General features: G+C 74.0%; 17 protein-coding genes and 2 pseudogenes. 11 read left to right on the forward strand and 8 right to left on the reverse strand.

What is annotated here, in order from left to right; genetic code table 11:
* Positions 1-956, forward strand: a 956-nt coding sequence (locus tag GPJ59_RS17525) for a tetratricopeptide repeat protein (RefSeq protein ID WP_219668113.1), incomplete at its 5' end; no start/stop codon positions are given.
* A 132-nt stretch (positions 957-1,088) separates the two neighbouring features.
* A complete protein-coding gene (locus GPJ59_RS17530) occupies positions 1,089-2,669 on the forward strand; it encodes a phytoene desaturase family protein (protein ID WP_308120344.1) in 1,581 nt (526 codons plus the stop codon).
* Positions 2,670-2,688: 19 nt separating this feature from the next.
* Here the strand turns inward: GPJ59_RS17530 and GPJ59_RS17535 are convergent, their stop codons facing one another.
* Positions 2,689-3,909 (reverse strand): FAD-dependent oxidoreductase, encoded by a 1,221-nt coding sequence (locus tag GPJ59_RS17535; RefSeq protein ID WP_219668116.1) that lies wholly within the window; start codon positions 3,907-3,909, stop codon positions 2,689-2,691.
* Between the two features lie 126 nt (positions 3,910-4,035).
* Between GPJ59_RS17535 and GPJ59_RS17540 the strand changes: the two genes are divergently transcribed.
* Positions 4,036-4,731 (forward strand): TetR/AcrR family transcriptional regulator, encoded by a 696-nt coding sequence (locus tag GPJ59_RS17540; protein ID WP_219668118.1) that lies wholly within the window; start codon positions 4,036-4,038, stop codon positions 4,729-4,731.
* Here GPJ59_RS17540 and GPJ59_RS17545 read toward each other — a convergent pair.
* Together GPJ59_RS17545 and GPJ59_RS17550 are read right to left on the reverse strand one after the other, a co-directional pair.
* Positions 4,721-5,317 (reverse strand): dihydrofolate reductase family protein, encoded by a 597-nt coding sequence (locus GPJ59_RS17545; RefSeq protein ID WP_219668119.1) that lies wholly within the window; start codon positions 5,315-5,317, stop codon positions 4,721-4,723. The two genes, GPJ59_RS17540 and GPJ59_RS17545, sit on opposite strands and share 11 nt — an antisense overlap.
* A 159-nt stretch (positions 5,318-5,476) precedes the next feature.
* Complete coding sequence (locus GPJ59_RS17550) at positions 5,477-5,956, reverse strand: hypothetical protein (protein ID WP_219668121.1); 480 nt, start codon at positions 5,954-5,956, stop codon at positions 5,477-5,479.
* Positions 5,957-5,970: 14 nt separating this feature from the next.
* Here GPJ59_RS17550 and GPJ59_RS38545 point away from each other — a divergent pair.
* Positions 5,971-6,237, forward strand: a pseudogene (locus GPJ59_RS38545) (hypothetical protein); the annotation flags it as partial.
* Positions 6,238-6,510: 273 nt separating this feature from the next.
* Here the strand turns inward: GPJ59_RS38545 and GPJ59_RS17555 are convergent.
* Positions 6,511-8,298, reverse strand: coding sequence for a serine hydrolase (locus tag GPJ59_RS17555; protein ID WP_374200861.1), 1,788 nt, complete (start codon positions 8,296-8,298; stop codon positions 6,511-6,513).
* A gap of 338 nt (positions 8,299-8,636) precedes the next feature.
* Here GPJ59_RS17555 and GPJ59_RS17560 point away from each other — a divergent pair, with 338 nt between their 5' ends.
* From GPJ59_RS17560 to GPJ59_RS17575, 4 genes are all read left to right on the forward strand, one after another.
* Positions 8,637-9,743: a nitronate monooxygenase gene (locus tag GPJ59_RS17560; protein ID WP_219668124.1), complete on the forward strand. Its 1,107-nt coding sequence runs from the start codon at positions 8,637-8,639 to the stop codon at positions 9,741-9,743.
* 10 nt (positions 9,744-9,753) lie between these two features.
* Entirely contained in the window at positions 9,754-11,370 is a 1,617-nt protein-coding gene (locus tag GPJ59_RS17565; RefSeq protein WP_219668125.1) for an acyl-CoA synthetase, read from the forward strand.
* Between the two features lie 192 nt (positions 11,371-11,562).
* On the forward strand, positions 11,563-12,462 hold the full coding sequence (locus GPJ59_RS38550; protein ID WP_219668135.1) for a hypothetical protein: 900 nt from the start codon (positions 11,563-11,565) through the stop codon (positions 12,460-12,462).
* 167 nt (positions 12,463-12,629) lie between these two features.
* Positions 12,630-13,733: a calcium:proton antiporter gene (locus GPJ59_RS17575; RefSeq protein WP_219668126.1), complete on the forward strand. Its 1,104-nt coding sequence runs from the start codon at positions 12,630-12,632 to the stop codon at positions 13,731-13,733.
* Here GPJ59_RS17575 and GPJ59_RS17580 read toward each other — a convergent pair.
* The 4 genes from GPJ59_RS17580 to GPJ59_RS17595 all read right to left on the reverse strand — a co-directional run bounded on the left by GPJ59_RS17580 (position 13,723) and on the right by GPJ59_RS17595 (position 18,503).
* A complete protein-coding gene (locus GPJ59_RS17580) occupies positions 13,723-14,502 on the reverse strand; it encodes a YihY/virulence factor BrkB family protein (RefSeq protein ID WP_258024544.1) in 780 nt (259 codons plus the stop codon). The two genes, GPJ59_RS17575 and GPJ59_RS17580, sit on opposite strands and share 11 nt — an antisense overlap.
* Positions 14,503-14,662: 160 nt before the next feature.
* Positions 14,663-16,066: a phenylacetate--CoA ligase PaaK gene (gene paaK / locus GPJ59_RS17585; protein WP_219668128.1), complete on the reverse strand. Its 1,404-nt coding sequence runs from the start codon at positions 16,064-16,066 to the stop codon at positions 14,663-14,665.
* Positions 16,067-16,204: 138 nt separating this feature from the next.
* On the reverse strand, positions 16,205-16,783 hold the full coding sequence (locus GPJ59_RS17590; RefSeq protein WP_219668134.1) for a GNAT family N-acetyltransferase: 579 nt from the start codon (positions 16,781-16,783) through the stop codon (positions 16,205-16,207).
* Between the two features lie 73 nt (positions 16,784-16,856).
* Positions 16,857-18,503: an acyl-CoA synthetase gene (locus tag GPJ59_RS17595; RefSeq protein ID WP_219668129.1), complete on the reverse strand. Its 1,647-nt coding sequence runs from the start codon at positions 18,501-18,503 to the stop codon at positions 16,857-16,859.
* A gap of 160 nt (positions 18,504-18,663) precedes the next feature.
* On the opposite strand from GPJ59_RS17595, the gene GPJ59_RS17600 reads away from it, so the two are divergent.
* The 3 genes and pseudogenes from GPJ59_RS17600 to GPJ59_RS17610 all read left to right on the forward strand — a co-directional run.
* A complete protein-coding gene (locus tag GPJ59_RS17600) occupies positions 18,664-19,464 on the forward strand; it encodes a crotonase/enoyl-CoA hydratase family protein (RefSeq protein WP_219668131.1) in 801 nt (266 codons plus the stop codon).
* 240 nt (positions 19,465-19,704) lie between these two features.
* Positions 19,705-20,670, forward strand: a complete 966-nt coding sequence (locus GPJ59_RS17605; protein ID WP_219668132.1) for a Zn-ribbon domain-containing OB-fold protein — start codon at positions 19,705-19,707, stop codon at positions 20,668-20,670.
* A gap of 113 nt (positions 20,671-20,783) precedes the next feature.
* A pseudogene (locus GPJ59_RS17610) lies at positions 20,784-21,295 on the forward strand (lipid-transfer protein); the annotation flags it as partial.

The raw sequence follows: 21,295 nt of genomic DNA on the forward strand, positions 1-21,295 counted from the left end.
GCCGCGATCCGGCCACCCTGGCCGCCGGCTTCACCACGGCCGTGGCCCTCGCCCGCGCCGGGCGCCTCACCGAGGCGCTGCACGGGCACACCCGGGTCGCCGAGGGGCGGTCCGCCGTGCTCGGCGCCGACCACGCCGACACCCTCGCCGCGCGCCAGGAGGCCGCGTACGTCCTGGACCGGCTCGGCCGGCACCAGGAGGCGCACGAGGCCTACCGCGCGGTGCTCGCCGTACGCGAGCGCGCCATGGGCTCCGACCACCCCGACACCCTGCGCTGCCGGCACAACCTGGCCAGCAACCTCAGCCGGATGGGCCGGGTCCGCGACGCCTTCCGCATCGCCGACGAGGTCGCCACCGCCCGCGACCGGGTACTCGGGCCGGACCACCCCGACACCCTGCTGACGCGGTACGAGGGGGCGTACGCCCTGGGCCAGTTGGGCCGCTGGACGGAGGCCCTGGTCGCCTACCGGGAGATCGCGGCCGCCCGCGAGCGCACCCTGGGGCGCGACCACCCCGACACCCTCGCCGCCCGCTACGAGGTGGGCATCGCGCTGGGCCGGCTCGGACGCGGCGCGCAGGCGTACGACCTCTTCCGCGCCCTGGTCCGCGACCGCACCCGCGCCTACGGCGCCCGGGACCCCGAGACCCTGCGGGCCCGGCACGTCCTGGGCGTCAACCTGGGCCGCATGGACCGCTGGGAGGAGGCGGTGGCCGAGGCCCGGGAGGTCGGCGCGCTGCGCGCCGAGTCGCTCGGCGGCGACCACCCCGACACCCTGGCCAGCCGGCGCGAACAGGCCGTGGGCCTGGGGCGGCTGGGCCGCTGGCCGGAGGCGCTGGCGCTGTACCGGGAGATCGCCGGGGTCCTGGAGCGGTCCCTGGGCCCCGAACACCCCGACACGGTCGCCGCGCACGCCGACGAGGCGCACTGTCTGGAGCGGCTCGGGCAGGTGTGCTAGGCAGGACGCATGACAGCTCCCGTGGCAGGTGCAGCGGCAGGTTCGGGGTCGGGTCGGGCAGCGGAACGTCCGGTGGCGCAACCGGTGGTGCCTTCGGTGGCGCATCCGGTGGCGCGTCCGGCCGGCGGGCCGGTGACGGGCCCGGCGGGCCACGGCGCGGGCTTCCGGCAGGGCGTCTACGACGCGGTCGTGGTCGGCGGCGGGCACAACGGCCTGGTGGCCGCCGCGTACCTGGCCAGGGCCGGGCGGTCCGTGCTGGTCCTCGAACGCCTCGGGCACACCGGCGGCGCCGCGATCTCCACCCGGCCCTTCGCCGGAGTCGACGCGCGCCTGTCGCGCTACTCCTACCTCGTCTCCCTGCTCCCGTCGAAGATCGTGCGGGAGCTGGGCCTGGACTTCGGCGTACGCAAGCGCGGCGTCTCCTCGTACACCCCGGACGTCCGCGCGGGCCGGCCCACCGGACTGCTCGTCGGCGGCGGAGAGGAGCGCACCCGGGAGTCGTTCGTGCGGCTGACCGGCTCCGACCAGGAGTACGAGCAGTGGCGCGCCTTCTACCGGACGACCGCCCAGGTCGCGGCCAAGGTCTTCCCCACCCTCACCGAACCGCTGCCGACCCGCGAGGCGCTGCGGGCGCGCATCGACGACGAGGCGGCCTGGCGGATGCTCTTCGAGGAGCCGCTGGGGCGGGCGGTGGAGCACCACTTCGACGACGACCTGGTCCGGGGCGTGGTCCTGACGGACGCGCTGATCGGCACGTTCGCAGACGCCCACGATCCGGGGCTGGCGCAGAACCGCTGCTTCCTGTACCACGTGATCGGCGGCGGCACCGGCGACTGGGACGTGCCGCTGGGCGGGATGGGGGCGTTCACCGATGCGCTGGCGGACGCCGCGCGCCGGGCCGGGGCCGAGATCGCCACCGGGCACGAGGCCGTACGGATCGAGACCGACGGGACGGCGGCCGAGGTGACGTTCCGTACGGCCGCCGGTGAGGGCACGGTGGCGGCCCGTACGGTGCTGGTCGGGGCCTCGCCGCGGGCCATGGCCGAACTGCTGGGCGAGACCCCGCCGAAGCCGGCCGCGGAGGGCGCCCAGCTGAAGGTGAACATGCTGCTGAAGCGCCTTCCGCGGCTGCGCGACACCTCCGTCGACCCGCGCGAGGCCTTCGCAGGGACCTTCCACGTCGCCGAGGGGTACGCCGGCCTCGCCCGCGCCTACGCCGAGGCCGCCGCGGGGGAGTTGCCGTCCGCGCCGCCCTCGGAGATCTACTGCCACTCGCTGACCGACCCCACGATCCTGGGCCCGGAACTCGCCGCCGCGGGCTACCAGACGCTGACCCTGTTCGGCCTGCACACCCCGGCCAGGCTGTTCGAACGGGACCACGCCGAGGCCCGCGAGGTCCTGCTGGCCGCGACCCTCGCCCAGCTCGACGCCCACCTGGCCGAACCCATCGCCGACTGCCTCGCCGAGGACGCCGAGGGCCGCCCGTGCATCGAGGCGAAGACCCCGCTCGACCTGGAACGCGACCTGCGGCTGCCCGGCGGGCACATCTTCCACAGCGACCTGTCATGGCCGTACGCGACCGCGGGCACGGGCCGCTGGGGCGTGGAGACCGGCCACGCCAACGTCCTGCTGTGCGGGGCGGGCGCGGTCCGCGGCGGCGGCGTGAGCGGCGTACCGGGGCACAACGCGGCGATGGCGGCGCTGGGGCGCTAAGGGCCTCGGGAGCCGTGGTTCAGGAGGCCGTGCGGGGGAGGGCGAAGCCGTCGAAGAGGTCGTCCATGGCGCGCAGGGCGATCCGTTCGGGGGTGACGCGAAGGGCGAGGTCGCGCGCGGCCACCGCGACGGGGTGCCGGAGCGAGGCGATCCGGCCGGCCCGGCGGGCCCGTACCCGGATGGCCTCGGTCCGCCGCCGCCGGGCGGCGGTGTACGCGGCCAGGGCGCCCGGGATGCCCCGGACGCCCCCGGGGCGGTCCGTGGCGGCGGCCAGCAGGTGGGCGAGGACGACGGCGTCCTCGACGGCCTGACAGCCGCCCTGGCCCAGGTTGGGGGTCATGGCGTGGGCGGCGTCGCCCAGCCATGCGATCCGGCCGTGGTGGAGGCGCGGGAGCGGGGCGGCCAGGTCGAACAGGTCGTGCTGGAGGAGGGTCGCCGCGTCCATCCGGTCCAGCAGGGCCGGGATCGGGTCGTGCCAGTCGCCGAAGCGGCGCAGCAGTTCCCGGAGCGGGTCGGCCGGGCGCGTCCCCTCCGGGACGACGGCGGTGGCGTACGCGTAGACCCGGCCGTCGGCCAGCGGTACGACGCCGAACCGCCGGCCCGGGCCCCAGGTCTCGGCGGTGACGAGCGGCGGCAGGCCGTCCGCGGGCAGCACGGTCCGCCACGCGGTCTCGCCGCTGTAGTGCAGGCCGGGGTGGTCGGGGAAGTACCGGCGGCGCAAGGGGCTGTTGATGCCGTCGGCGGCGAGGACGACGTCGGCGCCGACGGAGGCGTCCGCCGTGTGCACGACCGGGGTGGCGGGCATGTGCGCGGCGGGCGTGGGGGGCGTGTGCGCGGGGGGCATGGCGTCCTCGACCGCCCGGACGGCCGTCCCGTACCGCACCGTGCCCGGAGGAAGGGCGGCCGCCAGGGCGGAGGTGAGGGCGGCGCGGTGGACGGCCAGCGGGGGCCGTCCGTAACGGGCCACCAGGGCCGCGGTGTCGGCCCGGTTCAGCCAGCTCCCGTCCCGGCGGCGCACACCCATCGCCGCCGGGACGGCGTCGCCGACGGCCCGTGTGACGTCGAAGCCGATGGCGTCGAAGGCGCGCAGGGCATTGGGCGCGAGGACGATGCCCGCGCCGAGGGCGGGTTCGGCGGACCGCTCGAACACGGTGACCCGCCAGCCGTGGCGGTGCAGCGCGAGAGCCGCCGTGAGCCCGCCGATGCCCGCCCCGACCACGACGGCGTGACGCTGGGACATGAACCACTCCTCTTCATCTCGCGCGGTGCGTGCCGATGTCGCGGCGCGCACCGACCCACCCACCCACCCGTCCTCTACATCCGTAGAGCCCGGATATCTGGCACTCTACAGCTGTAGAGTGAGGTCATGTCCAGCACCCCTGACCGCAGAACGCTGATCGCCGACACCGCGATCGCCACCGTCGCCGCCGCCGGGCTGCGCGGCCTGACCCACCGAGCGGTCGACACGGCTGCCGGACTGCCCGCGGGCAGCACGTCGTACTACTTCCGCACGCGGAACGCCCTGATCGACGCCTGCTACCAGCGCCTGGCGGAACTCGACCTGGCGGACGTCGCCGCGGACGCCCCGCCGCAGCCGCAGCCGCAGCCGCAGCCGGACGGCACGGCGGGGCCACAGTCGGCTGTGCGGGAGGCGGCGGCCGCCGGCCTCGCCGCCCTGCTCCACCGCTGGCTGACCACCGGCCGTGAACGCCAACTCGCCCGATTCGAGCTGACCTTGGAGGCCGCCCGCACCCCGGACCTGCGGACCGGTCTCCATCGGGCGGGCCTCGGCGCACGCGACCGCGCCACCGAATTGCTCGCGTCCCTCGGCGCGGCCCGCCCGCGGGAGTCCGCCGAACTCCTCGTGGCCTGGACCGACGGCCTCCTCTACGACCGCCTCGCCGGCGCCCTGGCCGCCACCCGCCCCGCCCCGGACCTCGCCGAACTCACCGCGGCCGCCCGCCGCATGCTCGCCGCCGCCCTGTCGGACCCCTGCCGGAGTACTGGGGCAGCCGGGTATCACCCGGAGCGGGGTACTCCGCCCGGAGCGCTCAGCTGCTGACGCGCGTGTAGGTGAGGAACATCGCGCCGCTCTTGAGGACGGTGTGGTCTGCGAGCGTCCAGGTACGCGGATCGAAGGCGGCCTTGCGGGAGAACAGCGGGATCCCGTCGCCGATGGTCAGTGGGCCGACCTTGAGGATCAGCGTGTCGATCTCGGCGTACAGCGAGCCGGCGAGCTCGGCGCCGCCGACCAGCCAGATGTCCTTGCCGTCCTGCCGCTTGAGCTCGCGCACGGTCGCCACCGGATCGTCGGCGACCAGTTCGACGGCCCGGTCCGGGCTCTCGGTGAGGGTCCGGGAGAACACCAGGTGCCGCAGGTGGGGGTAGGCGTCGGTGATTCCGGCCGCAAGCCCGATCTCGTAGCTGCGCCGCCCCTCCAGCACAGTGTCGAAGTGCGTGCCCTCCGCCGTGACGGACAGCGCCTGGCGGGCCTGGACGGGCAGTGTCTCCGGGTACTCGGCCACGAGGTGCTGTATGTAGTCCTCCGTCATGGGCCAGAAGCCGCTCGGACCCGTGGGGTCCGCACCGTCCGGGCCGGCGATGAAGCCGTCGAGAGTGGCCGCGATGAAGTAGACGAGTCGGCGCATGCCGGGTCCTTTCCGTTGGTCATGCTGTCGCGGTGCGGCCCAGGGGCCACCGGATGGCGTGCCGAGGTGCGGGGCCACTGAGTGATCATGACACCGCGCCAGTGACGGGGGTACCACGCCGTCAGATCTCGGGTACGGCACCGGGCCCGCTGACCTTCGTCACTTCTCCCGATACCGCTCGTCGGCCACGAGCACCGCGGTGAAGTGGACCGGCAGGCCGTTCTCGTCCCGCGGTACCTCCTGGGAGGTGTCCCGGGTGAAGGCAAGGGTGACGCTGGGGATGTACGGGGCCCGCGGGTCGTCGTTGTTGACGTGCCAGCCCTTACGGGCGGCGTGGGCGAGGATTTCGTCGGCGGGGGTGCGGAAGACGTCGAGGCCGTCCAGCAGGAGCTGGACGTCGGGGTCCTCGTCTTCGTCGGGTCCCCAGACGGTGACGGCGGTGACGCGGTGGTCGCGTTCGAGGGCCGCTTGGAAGGTGATGCCGTCGTACTCGGTGGAGACCAGGTCGAAGTCGCGCACCGCGTCGGCCGGGTACACCCGCGGCACGCCCCAGGCCGACACCGCGGCGACCGCTTCGTCGAGCGTCATGCCCAGCCGGAGGGGGGCCACGCCGTGCGGCGGGTCGAGGACGAACTGCATGAGGAGGGCCCTTCTGGTCGGTTGCGGCGAACAGCGTCGGGATCGCCTGCACCCCGACGAACAGCTCGTGGCCGAACCGGATCGAGGCGCAGTTCACGGCGCTGCGCTGCTTCGCCCTGGACGCCACCGACCACCGAGGCCACAAGGCGCAGGCCAGTATGGTCCGCCGCTGCATCATCCGGAACCACCACGCCGGTCGATGTCGTCCACGGAATCGGCTGCGGCCGGCCAGGAGGGCGGCGAGGATGCGTTCCCAGGTGCGGTCGACGGCCCCTGGGTAGCCGGGTTGCGTACCGCGACGAAGCCGACGCCGAGCTCGACGGCCACTGCAGCGCCGAGCAGGAATCCACGGGACTCGATGCCGCAGACGGCAGTGACGCCGTCTTCCCGGAACGGCCCCGCCAGTCCGCGGACCACCGCGGCAAGGGCCTCGGGGTGACGGAAGATCTGCCGGACGTCGGCGTGGCCGCCGATCCAGCGGAAGCGTTCGACGGCGGCACTCCACCTTCGCCGCGATCCCCATCCGAGCCCGACTCTGACCGAAGAGACGGAACCTAGTCCGCGGAGCGGGTCCAGCCGGTGGGGGTGAGGCGGGCGGCGTCCTGGGGGCGGTCGTCGGAGAAGAGCAGGCGGCCGCGTTCCGAGACGCGGACGACGTCCACGTAGATGCCGCGGCCGACGTAGCGGCCGGTGGCCTCGTGGCGGAAGCGGATGTGGAGCGGCCGGCCCGCGGTGGCGGGCAGGGTCGCGTCCAGCTGGTGCCAGATGCGGCCCGACCAGCCGGTCGCGCTGCCCTGCGGCCATGATTCGGGGCTGCCGCCGGTCGTGCGGACCGTGGTGAACGGCAGCGGACGCCACGCGGTGCCGTCGTCCGACGCCTCCACGTGGAGCGCGCCCTCGGCCGGCACGGTGTCCCACCACACCGCGCAGCGCAGCCGCGCCTCGGAGGTGGCGGGGACGAGGGGCGGGAGGGTGAGGGTGCCGGAGCCGCCGGGGGTCTGGCCGGAGAACCAGGCCGGGCCGCCGTGCCGCGTGCGCACCGGGACGGCGCGGGCGAAGGCGTTGCCGACGGCCACGCGCGGTGCGCTGCCGGCCCGCCAGGTGCGCACGGGGTGGACGGAGTTGCCGAGGAGGACGAGGAAGGAGTCGGTGGAGGGGTCCAGGACCAGTGAGGTCCCGGTGAAACCGGTGTGGCCCGCCGAGTGCGGGGTGGCCATCGCGCCCATGTACCAGTGCTGGTAGAGCTCGAAGCCCAGGCCGTGGTCGTCCCCGGGGAAGGCCGTGTTGAAGTCGGTGAAGAGGAGTTCGACGGAGGCCGGGCGCAGGATGCGGCGGCCCGCGTAGCTGCCGCCGTCGAGCAGGGTGCGGGCGAGGACGGCGAGGTCCCAGGCGGTACCGAAGACTCCGGCGTGGCCGGCGACGCCGCCCAGCGCGTACGCGTTCTCGTCGTGCACCTCGCCCCATACGAGTCCGCGGTCGAGGCCGGACCAGGGCGGGCGCTGCACCTCGGTGGCGGCGGTCACCCGACGCCAGGAGAGCGGTGGGTTGTAACGCGTGCGGTGCATCCCGAGCGGAGCGGTGATCTCGTCGTGGAGCAGTGCATCCAGAGTGTGACCGGTGATCCGTTCCAGGAGCAGCTGAAGCGTGATCAGATTGAGGTCGGAGTAGCGGTACACCGTGCCCGGGACGTCCTGCGCCTGTACGGACCACAGCAGCCGCAGCTGCTCCCGCCGGGTCGACTCCCGGTAGAACGGCGCCCATGAGCGCAGGCCCGACGTGTGCGTCAGCAGCTGCCGTACCGTGATCGACTCCTTCCGGCCGCCGGTGAACTCCGGCAGGTACCGCCGGACCGGCGCCTCCAACTCCAGCCGCCCCCGCTCCATCTGCTGCACCGCCAGCACCGAGGTGAACAGCTTGGTCAGCGAGGCCAGGTCGAAGACGGTGTCCTCCGCCATCGCGATCCGCCCGGCGCCCGGGAGCTCCCGCGCGGTGTCGGTCCGGCCGTCGTAGTCCTCGTACCGCACCGCGTCGCCCATCGCCCGGTGCAGCGCGACCGTACGACCCCGCCCGGCGAGCACCACGGCTCCGGCGTAATAGGGGTGCACGGGGGAGGGGCCGAGGAAGCGCCGGGCCTCGTCGGCGACGGCCTCCAGGTGCCGCTCGACCAGCCCCGCCTGCCGGGCGGATCCGTACCGCAGCCGCAGGCCCTGCAGGGCCCGCCGGTCGGCCGCGCCAGCCGAACCGGGCACTGCCGCATGCAGCAACAACACCCCGCCGAGCGCGAGCAGCCCCACTCCCACCCCCCGCCGTGTCGGCCCGGGTCCCGCCCCCGTCCCTCGCAGTGCCGGCCCGGACGCCCGGCCCGCGGCCCTTCGGCCCCACACCGCCCGGTCCCACACTCCTCGGTCCCGCACCGCCCGGCTCTCCGCCGATCCCCCTGCCCCCGTGTCGCTGCCCATCCCTCGGCCTCCTGTCCGCCGTCGCGTGCGGCGCGCGCCCGCGCGCACGTACGCAGCCTTCCCGTCGCCGTCCGCGCACAGCGCCCCGCAGCCGCCCCGCACGCTATCCACTATCTGCCCGCCCGCCCGGCACTCCCCGCCCCGACGGTGCGGCAAAGAATCTGACACGGCATCAGAAAATCTCTTCCCTCGGCCGCCGGGCTGCGGCACCATGACCGGCCATGGAGACGGAGCTGAGCAAGAAACTGGGAGTCGAGCACGCCATCTTCGGCTTCACGCCCTTCCCGGCGGTCGCCGCCGCCATCACCCGCGCCGGCGGCTTCGGCGTCCTCGGCGCGGTGCGCTACACCGACCCCGACGACCTCGCCCGCGACCTCGACTGGATGCAGGAGCACACCGGCGGCAAGCCGTACGGCCTCGACGTCGTCATGCCGGCCAAGAAGGCCGTCGACGGGGTCGGCGAGGCCGACATCGAGGCGATGATCCCGGCCGCGCACCGGGCGTTCGTCCGCGACCTCCTCGCCAAGCACGGCGTCCCCGAGCTGCCCGAGGGCGAGGCGTCCGGCTGGCGCATCACCGGGTGGCTGGACCGGGTCGCGCGCAGCCAGCTCGACGTCGCCTTCGACTACCCGATCAAACTCCTGGCCAACGCCCTCGGTTCGCCGCCCGCCGACGTCATCGCCCGGGCCCACGACCACGACGTCCTCGTCGCCGCCCTCGCCGGCAGCGCCAAGCACGCCCGCCGCCACGCCGAGGCCGGCATCGACATCGTCGTCGCCCAGGGCTACGAGGCCGGCGGCCACACCGGCGACATCGCCACCATGGTCCTGGTCCCCGAGATCGCCGAGGCCGTCGCCCCACTCCCGGTGCTCGCCGCCGGCGGCATCGGCAGCGGCGAGCAGATCGCGGCCGGCCTCTCCCTCGGCGCCCAGGGCGTCTGGCTCGGCTCCCTGTGGCTCACCACCACCGAGGCCGACCTGCACTCCCGTGCCCTGACCGAGAAGCTCCTGGCCGCCGGCTCCGGCGACACCGTCCGCTCGCGCGCCCTCACCGGCAAACCCGCCCGCCAGTTGCGTACGGAGTGGACCGACGCCTGGGACGACCCGCACGGCCCGGGGGCCCTGCCCATGCCGCTGCAAGGCCTGCTCGTCGCCGAGGCCGTCTCCCGCATCCAGCGGTACGAGGTCCGGCCGCTGCTGGGCACGCCCGTCGGCCAGATCGTCGGCCGGATGACCGCCGAGCGCAGCGTCCAAGCCGTCTTCGACGAGCTGACCAGCGGCTTCGAGAAGGCCGTCGACCGCATCAACCGCATCGCCGGACGAGGCTGAGGAGCGCACCATGACGGACAAGCAGCCGACGGGGGGCTTCTGGGCGCAGGCGACGGCCGACCCGGACCGGATCGTGATCACCGCTCCGGACGGAGAGCAGTGGTCCGCCGGCCGCCTGCACACGGCCGTCAACCAGCTCGTGCACGGGCTGCGCGCCGCCGGCCTGGAGCAGGGCGACGCCTTCGCCGTTGTCCTCCCCAACGGTGTGGAGTTCTTCACCGCCTACCTCGCGGCCACGCAGGCCGGCTTCTACCTCGTCCCCGTCAACCACCACCTCGTCGGCCCCGAGATCGCCTGGATCGTCTCCGACTCCGGGGCGAAGGTGCTCATCGCCCACGAGCGCTTCGCCGGGGCCGCCGCCGCTGCCGCCGACGACGCCGAACTCCCCACGAGCCACCGCTTCCTGGTCACCCCGGCCTCACCCGCCCCCGCCCCAGCCACCGCCGCCGCCCCGGCCACCGCCCCGGTCGCCCCCGCCGCCGGCTTCCGCCCGTACGCCGAACTCCTCGAGGGGCAACCGCACACGCCCCCCGACGGCCGGACCCTGGGCTGGGTCATGAACTACACCTCCGGCACCACCGGCCGCCCCCGCGGCATCCGCCGCCCCCTGCCGGGCAGGCCGCCGGAGGAGACCCATCTCGGCGGATTCCTCGGCATCTTCGGCATCCGCCCCCACGACGGCAACGTGCACCTGGTGTGCTCGCCGCTCTACCACACGGCGGTCCTGCAGTTCGCCGGCGCCGCGCTGCACATCGGCCACCCGCTGGTGCTGATGGACAAGTGGACGCCGGAGGAGATGCTCCGCCTGATCCAGACCCACCGGTGCACGCACACCCACATGGTCCCGACCCAGTTCCACCGCCTGCTCGCCCTCCCGGAGGCGGTCCGGACGGCGTACGACGTCACCTCCATGCGGCACGCCGTCCACGGCGCCGCGCCCTGCCCCGACCACGTCAAGCGGGCCATGATCGACTGGTGGGGCCACTGCGTCGAGGAGTACTACGCGGCCAGCGAGGGCGGAGGCGCCTTCGCCACCGCCGAGGACTGGCTGAAGAAGCCCGGCACGGTCGGCCGGGCCTGGCCGATCAGCGAGCTGGCCGTCTTCGACGACGACGGCAACCGGCTGCCCGCCGGCGAGGTCGGCACCGTCTACATGAAGATGAACACCGGCGGCTTCAGCTACCACAAGGACGAGGGCAAGACCCGCAAGAGCCGCATCGGCGACTTCTTCACGGTCGGCGACCTCGGCCTCCTCGACGAGGAGGGCTACCTCTTCCTGCGCGACCGCAAGATCGACATGATCATCTCGGGCGGGGTCAACATCTACCCCGCCGAGATCGAGTCCGTGCTGCTGACCCACCCGGCGGTCGCCGACGCCGCGGCCTTCGGCATCCCGCACACCGACTGGGGCGAGGAGGTCAAGGCGGTCGTCGAACCGGCCGACGGCCACGAGCCCGGGGAGGCGCTGGCCGCGCAGATCCTGGCCCACTGCGCACACCGGCTGGCCGGCTACAAGCGCCCGAAGACGGTCGACTTCATCCCGGCCATGCCGCGCGACCCCAACGGCAAGCTCTACAAGCGCCGCCTGCGCGACCCGTACTGGGAGGGCCGCGACCGGGCCGTGTGAGGCCGGCAGGGCGCGGAGGCGGCCGTACGCTGTGCAGCCCAACCTTGCGGCCCGGCCGGGCTAACGCCCGGCCGCGTCCCGTGCGAGGCGCACGAGCCCGTCGGTGAGATGAGCGGCGGACCGACTCGGTCCGATTCCTTCCCACCTCACCGCACTTCCCCGGCCGGCGCGGCCGGGGAAGGTAAGGACGACATGAACGCGAGTACCACTCCCCGCCGCTCCCGGCGCCGGGCTCTGGCCGTCGCAGCGCTCACCGCGGCGGCCGTCACCGGCCAGCTGCTCACCCTGTCCCCGACGGCCCAGGCGGACGGCGACCGCACCTCCGCGCGGACCGGCGTCAACCTGATGGAGCCACCGCCGGGCCAGGACGACCCCCGCTACGACGAGGGCCGGCCCGCGGACGACGGCGGGCACAAGCCGAGGCCGAAGCCGAAGGGCGTGCCCCACGGCGTGCGGGAGTTCGTCAACGACGGGACCTTCGTACCCCCGCCCGGCGTCACCTCGGTGTTCGTCCAGGCCTGGGGTGCCGGCGGGGGCGGCGGCGGTGGCGGCGGCGGCTTCGCCGGCACGGAGGGCGGTGCCGGTGGTGACGGTGGCGGCGGTGGCGGCGGCGGCTTCGCCTGGTGCTCGGTGCCGGTGAAGCCGGGCAAGACCTACACCGTCGTCCTCGGCGACCGCGGAGCCCTCGGCGGCGGCGGCGCCGCCGGCAACTACAGCGTCAACGGCGGCAACGGCGGCGACGGCCTCCCGGGCGGGGAGGGCACCGACACCACCCTCGCCACCCCAAGGGGTGACGTGGTGGTCAACGCCGGCGGTGGCGGTGGCGGCGGCGGTGGTGGCGGCGGCACGGTGTCCGGCACCGGTACCGCCGGTACGCCGGGCCAGGGAGGCACCGGTGTCTGCCGCACCGGCGGTGTGGACCGGGACGGCCTGGACGCCGAGGGGAGCACCGGCGGCGGCGCGGTCGACGGCATCGTCTCCACCCCGGCGGGAGCCGCCATCGGCGGTAACGGCGGCCCGGGCGGACCCGTCGGCCAGGCCGGCCAGCCGGGTACCGCGGGCGGCGACGGATTCCTCGTCGTCTTCTGGTAGTCCGAGTCGTCTTCTGGCGACCCGACCGGCGTTCCGCCCCGGTAGTCCGGTAGTCCGGTAGCCCGGTAGCCCGGTAGCCCGGTCGTCGCTCCGGCCGCGGGTTCCTACGGGAGCCTGCGGCCGGCATGCGTTCGCCTGCGGCGCACCCGTCGTGGCAGCGTGAGGGGATGAGTACGGCAACAGCAGGCAAACAGCTCGCCTCGTACTGGACCGTCGTGGTCCCGGTCGTCTCGCTCGTCGCGCTGGCGTTCAGCTGGGGGCGGGACCTGCCCGGGCCCGCGGTGGCTGTGGTCGCGCTGTGCCTGGCGGGCGCGGTGCTCGCGGCCGTCCACCACGCCGAGGTGGTGGCCCACCGGGTGGGTGAACCGTTCGGCTCGCTCGTACTCGCCGTCGCCGTCACCGTCATCGAGGTGGCCCTCATCGTCACCCTGATGGCCGACGGCGGCGGCAAGACCGCCACGCTCGCCCGGGACACCGTGTTCGCCGCCGTCATGATCACCTGCAACGGCATCGTCGGTCTCTCCCTGCTCGTCGCCGCCCTGCGCAGGCGGATCGCGGTCTTCAACGCCGAGGGCTCCGGCGCCGCCCTCGCCGCCGTGACGACGCTGGCCACCCTCAGCCTGGTGCTGCCGACCTTCACCACCAGCAAGCCGGGCCCCCAGTTCTCCCCGGCCCAGCTCGCCTTCGCCGCCGTCGCCTCGCTGGGGCTGTACGGGCTGTTCATCACCGTCCAGACCGTCCGCCACCGCGACTACTTCCTTCCGGTGATCACCGGCGGCGGCCCCGCCGCCGACGAGCACGCCGAACCACCCAGCGCCCGCGCCGCCCTGCTCAGCCTCGGCCTGCTGCTGGTCTCGCTCGTCGCGGTCGTCGGCAACGCCAAGGCCGTCTCGCCCACCATCGAGGCGGGCGTGGCCGACGCCGGCCTGCCGAACGCCGTCGTCGGCGTCGTCATCGCGCTGCTCGTGCTGCTGCCCGAGACGCTCGCCGCCGTACGCGCCGCCCGCCGCGACCGCGTCCAGACCAGCCTCAACCTCGCCTACGGATCGGCCCTCGCCAGCATCGGCCTGACCATCCCGGCCATCGCGCTCGCCTCCGTCTGGCTGTCCGGCCCGCTGGTGCTGGGCCTGGGCCCCACCCACATGGTGCTGCTGGCCCTCACGGTGGTCGTCGGCGCGCTGACCGTCGTACCCGGCCGGGCGACCCTGCTCCAGGGCGGGGTGCACATGGTGATCCTCGCCGCCTACCTGTTCCTGGCAGTCAGTCCGTAGGGACTCCGGCGCCGCCGTGCGTCCGGTGGGCCGGCGGCAGGAAGCCTTCGTCGCGCAGGCGGCGCATGGTGAGGTGTTCGTGGGTCAGGCGGCCCACCAGGGCTCCGCCGTAGGTCACGAAGCCGACCCCGACGAGCCAGGACTGGACGACCAGGAGGGTGCCGAACGGGCCGTAGGTCACGGCGTTCGTGCCGATCAGAGGGGAGAAGACCAGCTGCGAGAACACCCGCAGCCCCAGCAGGCCGAGGCTGGTGGCGACGGCGCCGGGCAGCAGGGCGCGCCAGCGCACCCGGCCGCCGAGCAGCAGGCGTTGGGAGCCCCAGAAGAACAGGCACGTGCCGCCCAGGTCGCCGATCGTGCCCAGGACGGTGCCCAGGGCGTCGGTGGGTGCCGGGGTGATCACCAGGACGGCCAGGTAGCACACCAGCAGCGCCAGCCAGACCACGTGCCGCCACATCGTGTGCCAGCGGGCGGTCGGCAGGTCCCAGACCTTCTCGTAGCCGGTCTGCACGGCCGAACCGAAGGTCAGGCCGAACACGGCGAGCGCCGCCAGACCGAAGGCGGTGGTCCGCTCCAGTGCGAGGTCGGCCGCGCCGAACAGCATCTCGACCCGGGCGCGGGACGCCGCGGACACCCCGAGCGCCTGGCCCAGCCAGCGGCCGAACCCCTCGCCGCTGCCGGGCGCGGCGGCCGCGACGACGACCAGCAGCGGCACCAGGGTGAGGAAGCCGAGCGCGGCGAACCCCATGGCCCGGTGCATCAGCTCCATCTCCCGGCCACGGCTCCAGGCCAGCCCCAGCGGGGACGCCTGGAGCCGGTCGTGCAGGTGCCGGAGCGACGGGGTCACACCTGATCCCCTACCCCTGCGAGCCACCGACCTTGAACGAAACCCCGGTAAATGGGCCCAATGGAGTGGTTTCGGCCGCGTGTCAGGGGCGCAGGTCCTCGATGCGCTTGATCTTGCCCACCGAGCGCTCCAGGGTCCCGGGGTCCAGGATGTCGACGCTGACCGAGACGCCTATGCCCTCCTTGACCGCGCGAGCGACCGACGAGGCCGCCGCCTCGCGCTCGGCGGCGCCGGCGCCGGGGCGGGCCTCGGCGCGGACGGTCAGGGCGTCCATCCTGCCCTCCCGGGTCAGCCGGAGCTGGAAGTGCGGGGCGACCGCGGCCGTGCGCAGCAGGATCTCCTCGACCTGGGTCGGGTAGAGGTTCACCCCGCGCAGGATGATCATGTCGTCGCTGCGCCCCGTCACCTTCTCCATCCGCCGGAAGGCCGGCCGCGCGGTGCCCGGCAGCAGTCTGGTCAGGTCGCGGGTGCGGTAGCGGACGACCGGCATGGCCTCCTTGGTCAGGGAGGTGAGCACCAGCTCGCCGGGCTCGCCGTCCGGGAGTACCTCGCCGGTGAACGGGTCCACGACCTCGGGGAGGAAGTGGTCCTCCCAGACGTGCAGGCCGTCCTTCGCCTCGACGCACTCCTGTGCCACGCCGGGGCCGATCACCTCCGACAGGCCGTATATGTCCACCGCGTCGATGTCCAGGCGCTCCTCGATCTCGCGCCGCATCTCCTCCGTCCACGGCTCCGCGCCGAAGATGCCCGTCCGCAGGGAGGTGGTCCGCGGGTCGATGCCCTGGCGCTCCATCTCGTCCAGCAGGGTGAGCATGTAGGAGGGGGTCACCATGATGACCTCCGGGCGGAAGTCCTGGATGAGCCGGACCTGGCGGTCCGTCATCCCACCGGACGCCGGTACGACCGTGCAGCCCAGGCGCTCGGCGCCGTAGTGCGCGCCGAGGCCTCCGGTGAACAGGCCGTACCCGTACGCGACGTGCACGATGTGGCCGGGCCGCGCACCGGCGGCGCGCAGCGACCGGGCGACGACCTCGGCCCACACGCCGAGGTCGCGCTCGGTGTAGCCGACGACCGTGGGCTGTCCGGTGGTCCCGCTGGAGGCGTGGATCCGGCGGACCTCCTCGCGCGGGACGGCGAACATGCCGAAGGGGTAGTTGGCTCGCAGGTCGTCCTTGGTGGTGAAGGGGAAGCGGGCCAGGTCGGCGAGGGACCGGCAGTCGTCGGGGTGGACCCCCGCCTCGTCGAAGGCGCGCCGGTAGTGGGGGACGCGCTCGTAGACCCGGTGCAGCGTCTCCCGCAGCCGGGTCAGCTGGACGGCGCGCAGCTCGTCCACCGACGTCGGCTCCGCGCCGTACTCCGGCCCGTCCTCCGCGCCGTACTCCGGCCCGCCCTTCGCGCCGTACTCCGGCCCGCCCTTGCGGCCCTGCCCGTCCTGCCAGGACCCGCCGTCATCCGGCTGTTCCGTCTGTTTCGCCAGCACGTCCATCACCCCGTCGTGATTCGCCCGACCGATCATTCGGTAGCGTGCCGGACGGGGGCGGGGTAATGCAACGGCCCGGCCCGTGCCTGTGGACAACTCGGTGACTCGACGACCGGACGACTGGGCGAGTCGACGACCGGGCGACTACGAAGCCGGGTGCCCGCGGTGGGTCCGCCATTCCGGCGCGAGGATCGACATCAGCGTGGCGTCCACCCGCTCGCCCTCCCACAGCAGCGCGTCCCGCACGACGCCCTCCGCGCGGAAGCCGGCCTTCTCGTACGCGCGCCGGGCACGCGGGTTGAAGGCGTACACCTCCAGGGAGATCCGGTGCAGGCCCAGGGCCTCGAAGCCGTGGCCGACGATCAGCCGGGTCGCCTCCGTGCCCAGGCCGCGGCCGTACGTGCCGGGGGCCAGGCAGATGCGGAAGCTGCAGCTCTCGTTGGCCGGGTCCCACTCGTTGAGCACGGCCTCGCCGATCACCCGTCCGGTGGCGCGGTCCACCACCGCCAGGTCGAGGCGGTCGTCCTGGTCCTGGCGCGTGCTGTACCAGGAGTGCAGCCGGGACTCGTCGAACTCCTCGTGGCTGCCGGTCAGCCGCGCACCCTCCTGGTCGTGGAACATCGGCAGCAGGGCGGGTATGTCGTCCTCCGTGACGGGGCGGAGGACGACGAGTTCGCCGTTCAGGGTGGGCTTGTCGAGGAACGTCGCGGGCGTCGCCGGCATCGGGGACGGCGGAGTCGGTGAGGTCGTGGTCATGGCCGCATTGTGTGCCGGGCGCCGCACGCTTGTCCTACGGTTATCCGGTGGCGCCCGAGTCGTCCACCGCCTCCTGCGCCTCCGTCGCCACCGCCTTCGCCCACCGGTAGTCCGCCTTGCCGCTCGGCGAGCGCTGGATCGCCGGGGCGAGGACCAGCCGGCGCGGGATCTTGTAGCCGGCGAGCCGGGTCCGGCAGTGCGCCTGGATCTCCTCCAGGGTGGGTTCGGGTGCGCCCGGGCGGATCTGGACCACCGCCGCCACCCGGCTGCCCCACTTCGGGTCCGCGACCCCGGCGACCAGGGCGTCGTACACGTCGGGATGGGACTTGAGCGCCTGCTCCACCTCCTCCGGATACACCTTCTCGCCGCCCGTGTTGATGCACTGCGAGCCGCGCCCGAGTACGGTCACGATCCCGTCCTCGTCCACCGTGGCCATGTCCCCCAGGAGCACCCACCGCTCGCCGTCCCGCTGGAAGAAGGTCTCGGCGGTCTTCGCCGGGTCGTTGTAGTAGCCGAGCGGGACGTGTCCGCGCTGGGCGAGCCGCCCCGGCTCGCCCACCGCCACCGGCTCGTGCGTGGCCGGGTCGACCACCTGCGTACGGTCGTTGACGACCAGCCGGAAGCCCTTCTCCGGGCCGGAGTCGTCCGCGGCCCGGCCGTTGGACCCGGACTCCGACGACCCGAAGTTGTTCAGCAGCAGGACGTTCGGCACGAGCGCCTGGAACTGCGCGCGTACGGTCTCCGACATGATCGCCCCGGACGAGGAGACGCTGAACAGCGAGGACAGGTCGGTGCCCCGGAGCGGGCCGTGCAGCGCGTCGACCAGCGGCCGGAGCATCGCGTCGCCGACCAGCGAGACGCTCGACACCCTCTCCTTCTCGATCGTCCGCAGCACCTCCTCGGGCGCGTACTTGCGGTGCAGGACCACCCGCTGCCCGTAGTCGAAGGCGACGAACATGGTCAGCGTCGAAGTGCCGTGCATCAGCGGGGGAGTGGGGAAGAAGGTGAGTCCCGCGCCGCCGGCCGCGACCCGCTCGGCCAGTTCCTCGGGCCGCTTCACCGGCTCGCCCGACGGGGCCCCGCCGAACAGCCCCGCGAAGAAGAGGTCCTCCTGCCGCCACATCACGCCCTTGGGCATGCCGGTGGTGCCCCCGGTGTAGATGATGAAGAGGTCGTCGGCCGAGCGCGGCCCGAAGCCCCGCTCCGGTGACCCGGCAGCCTCCGCCGCACCGAAGTCCACCGCGTCCAGGGCCGGAGCGTCGTCCGGGGCCGCCCCCACCCGGACCAGGTGGCGCAGCCGCCGCGCCCGCGGGGCCGCGGCCGCCACGCGGGCGGTGAACTCCGCGTCGAAGACGAGTGCGGCCAGGTCGGCGTCGCGGTAGAGGTAGACCAGCTCCTCCTCGACGTACCGGTAGTTGACGTTGACCGGCACCAGCCGGGCCTTGAGGCAGGCGAGCACCGTCTGCACGTACTCGATGCCGTTGTAGAGGTGGAGGCCCAGGTGTTCACCGGGCCGCAGCCCGTGGTCGAGGAGGTGGTGGGCGATCCGGTTCGCCGCGGCGTCGAGTTCCGCGTACGTCAGCCGGCGCTCGGCGCCGCTGCCGGGGTGGTCGACGTACAAGAGGGCCTCGCGGTCGGGGACCACGTCGACGACCGACTCGAACAGGTCGGCAAGGTTGTACTCCACCGTTCCTCCTGACCCCGGCATCCGATGGCGGTCATTAGAGCGTCGCCCGGCACAACTGGGAAGGGAGCAGCCCAAGAAATCTGACTGAGTGTCAGGAAACTATTGAACTGCACCCGCCCCTCCTGCAACCTGTTCTAGGTCCGGAGACGGGAGGACGGCAATGGGTGGGACCGAACACCTCACCGTGGAGCGCCACGGAGCCACGCTGGTGCTCACCATGAACAGGCCCGAGGCGAAGAACGCGCTCTCGCTGCCCCTGCTGGTCGGCCTGTACGACGGCTGGCTGGAGGCCGACGCGGACGACACCGTCCGCTCCGTCGTCCTCACCGGCGCGGGCGGCGACTTCTGCGCCGGCATGGACCTCAAGGCCCTCGCCGGCAAGGGGATGGCCGGCGACCACTACCGGGACCGCCTCAAGGCCGACCCCGACCTGCACTGGAAGGCGATGCTCCGCCACCACCGCCCCCGCAAGCCCGTCATCGCCGCGGTCGAGGGCTACTGCGTGGCCGGCGGCACCGAGATCCTCCAGGGCACCGACATCAGGATCGCCGCCGAGGGCGCCACCTTCGGGCTGTTCGAGGTCAGGCGCGGGCTGTTCCCCATCGGCGGGTCCACCGTGCGCCTGCCCCGCCAGATCCCGCGCACCCACGCCCTGGAGATGCTGCTCACCGGGCGCCCGTACTCCGCCGCCGAGGCGGCGCGGATCGGCCTGGTCGGCCAGGTGGTCCCCGACGGCACCGCGCTGGAACGGGCGCTGGAGACCGCCGAGCAGATCAACGCGTGCGGCCCGCTCGCCGTCGAGGCGGTCAAGGCCTCCGTCTACGAGAGCGCCGAACTGACCGAGACCGAAGGGCTGGCCGCCGAACTGGCCCGGGGCCGGCCGATCTTCGACACCGCCGACGCGAAGGAGGGCGCCCGCGCCTTCGCGGAGAAGCGCCCGCCCGTCTACCGCCGCGCCTGAGCCGGCCGGCGCGGCATTCCGGCTCCCTGCCGCCGGCTGGCGCCGCGGCACTCCGGCTCCCTGGCGCCGCCCGACCGCTGCCCCGGCCGGCCGCACTCCAGCACGCTGCCCCGGCCGGCCGCTCCCGCCGCCCCCGCCCGTCCCGCAGACCCCGCCCGTCCCGCCGCCCCGCCCGTCCCACAGACCCGCGTGCCGCAGACCCGCCAGGACCGCAGACCCGCCAGGATCGGAGAGCCGCCCATGCCAGCCGCGCCCCCACCCGAGGTGCTGCGCGCACCCCTCGTCGTCGAGTTCCCCTTCACCCGCTCCCTCGGGCCCGTGCAGAGCGCCTTCCTCACCGGCCTGCGCCAGCAGGTCGTGCTCGGCGTGAAGACCTCCGACGGCCGCGTCATGGTTCCGCCCGCCGAGTACGACCCGGTCACCGCCGAGGAGATCCGCGAACTGGTCGAGGTCGCCCCCACCGGGACGGTCACCACCTGGGCCTGGAACGACCACCCCCGCCCCCGGCAGCCGCTCGCCACCCCCTTCGCCTGGGTGCTCGTCCGCCTCGACGGCGCCGACACCGCCCTCCTGCACGCCCTCGACGCCCCCGGCCCGGACGCCGTCTCCACCGGTATGCGGGTCCGCGTCCGCTGGGCCGGGGAGCGCAGCGGCGCCATCACCGACATCGCCTGCTTCGAGCCGTACGACGGCCCGCCGGAGCCGGCCACCGGTCCCGCCCCGCACGACGGCGTCTTCCAGGACCCCGTCACCGGCATCGTCGCCGAGGCCCGGCTCGACTACACCTACAGCCCCGGCCGCGCCCAGAGCGCCTACCTCCACGCCCTCTCCGAGCGGCGCACGGTCGGCGAGCGCTGCCCCTCCTGCCGCAAGGTGTACGTCCCCCCGCGCGGCGCCTGCCCCACCTGCGGCGTGGCCACGGCCGAGCAGGTCGAGGTCGGCCCCGCCGGCACCGTCACCACCTTCTGCATCGTCAACATCAAGGCCCGCAACCTCGACATCGAGGTCCCCTACGTCTACGCGCACATCGCGCTCGACGGCGCCGACCTCGCCCTGCACGGCCGCATCGGCGGCATCCCCTACGACCAGGTGCGCATGGGCCTGCGGGTGGAGCCGGTGTGGACCGACGGCGGCCGCCACCCCGACCACTACCGCCCGACCGGCGAACCGGACGCCGCGTACGACACGTACAAGGAGCTGCTCTGATGGCGAACGGGGCGCAAGGGGCGCATGAGGCGCAAGGGCCGCACGGGGCGCAAGGGCCGCACAGGACAGAGGGGCCGCACGGGGCACCCGGCACGGGTGCGGCGGACGTCGCCGTGGTCGCCTTCGCGCAGAGCGACCACCGGCGCCGCACGGACGACCTCAGCGAGGTCGAGATGGTCATGCCGGTGCTGCACCGGGTGCTGGCCGACACCGGCCTGACGGCGCGCGAGATCGGCTTCACCTGCTCGGGCTCCAGCGACTACCTCGCCGGCCGGGCCTTCTCCTTCACCATGACCCTCGACGGGGTGGGCGCCTGGCCGCCCGTCTCCGAGTCGCACGTGGAGATGGACGGCGCCTGGGCGCTGTACGAGGCCTGGGTCAAGCTCCGGACCGGCGAGGCCGACACCGCGCTCGTGTACGCGTACGGCAAGTCCTCGCCGGGCTCCCTCCGGGACGTCCTGACCCGCCAGCTCGACCCCTACTACCTGGCGCCGCTGTGGCCCGACCCGGTCGCCCTGGCCGCGCTCCAGGCCCGTGCCCTCATCGACGCGGGCGAGGCGGACGAGCCGGCGCTGGCCGCCGTCGGCGCCCGCAGCCGCGCCGCGGCCGCCGCCAACCCGCACGC

Source organism: Streptomyces bambusae (assembly GCF_019400985.1).
GTDB classification, from domain to species: Bacteria; Actinomycetota; Actinomycetes; order Streptomycetales; family Streptomycetaceae; genus Streptomyces; species Streptomyces bambusae_A.

Coding starts and splice junctions, on each gene's coding strand:
- GPJ59_RS17590 (WP_219668134.1), bottom strand. CDS start 16,783: ATGCCGGCGACGCCCGCGACGTTCCTCGACAAGCCCACCCTGAACGGC.
- GPJ59_RS17540 (WP_219668118.1), top strand. CDS start 4,036: ATGTCCAGCACCCCTGACCGCAGAACGCTGATCGCCGACACCGCGATC.
- GPJ59_RS17600 (WP_219668131.1), top strand. CDS start 18,664: ATGGGTGGGACCGAACACCTCACCGTGGAGCGCCACGGAGCCACGCTG.
- GPJ59_RS17560 (WP_219668124.1), top strand. CDS start 8,637: ATGGAGACGGAGCTGAGCAAGAAACTGGGAGTCGAGCACGCCATCTTC.
- GPJ59_RS17575 (WP_219668126.1), top strand. CDS start 12,630: ATGAGTACGGCAACAGCAGGCAAACAGCTCGCCTCGTACTGGACCGTC.
- GPJ59_RS17605 (WP_219668132.1), top strand. CDS start 19,705: ATGCCAGCCGCGCCCCCACCCGAGGTGCTGCGCGCACCCCTCGTCGTC.
- GPJ59_RS38550 (WP_219668135.1), top strand. CDS start 11,563: ATGAACGCGAGTACCACTCCCCGCCGCTCCCGGCGCCGGGCTCTGGCC.
- GPJ59_RS17545 (WP_219668119.1), bottom strand. CDS start 5,317: ATGCGCCGACTCGTCTACTTCATCGCGGCCACTCTCGACGGCTTCATC.
- paaK (WP_219668128.1), bottom strand. CDS start 16,066: ATGGACGTGCTGGCGAAACAGACGGAACAGCCGGATGACGGCGGGTCC.
- GPJ59_RS17565 (WP_219668125.1), top strand. CDS start 9,754: ATGACGGACAAGCAGCCGACGGGGGGCTTCTGGGCGCAGGCGACGGCC.
- GPJ59_RS17550 (WP_219668121.1), bottom strand. CDS start 5,956: ATGCAGTTCGTCCTCGACCCGCCGCACGGCGTGGCCCCCCTCCGGCTG.
- GPJ59_RS17535 (WP_219668116.1), bottom strand. CDS start 3,909: ATGTCCCAGCGTCACGCCGTCGTGGTCGGGGCGGGCATCGGCGGGCTC.
- GPJ59_RS17580 (WP_258024544.1), bottom strand. CDS start 14,502: ATGGAGCTGATGCACCGGGCCATGGGGTTCGCCGCGCTCGGCTTCCTC.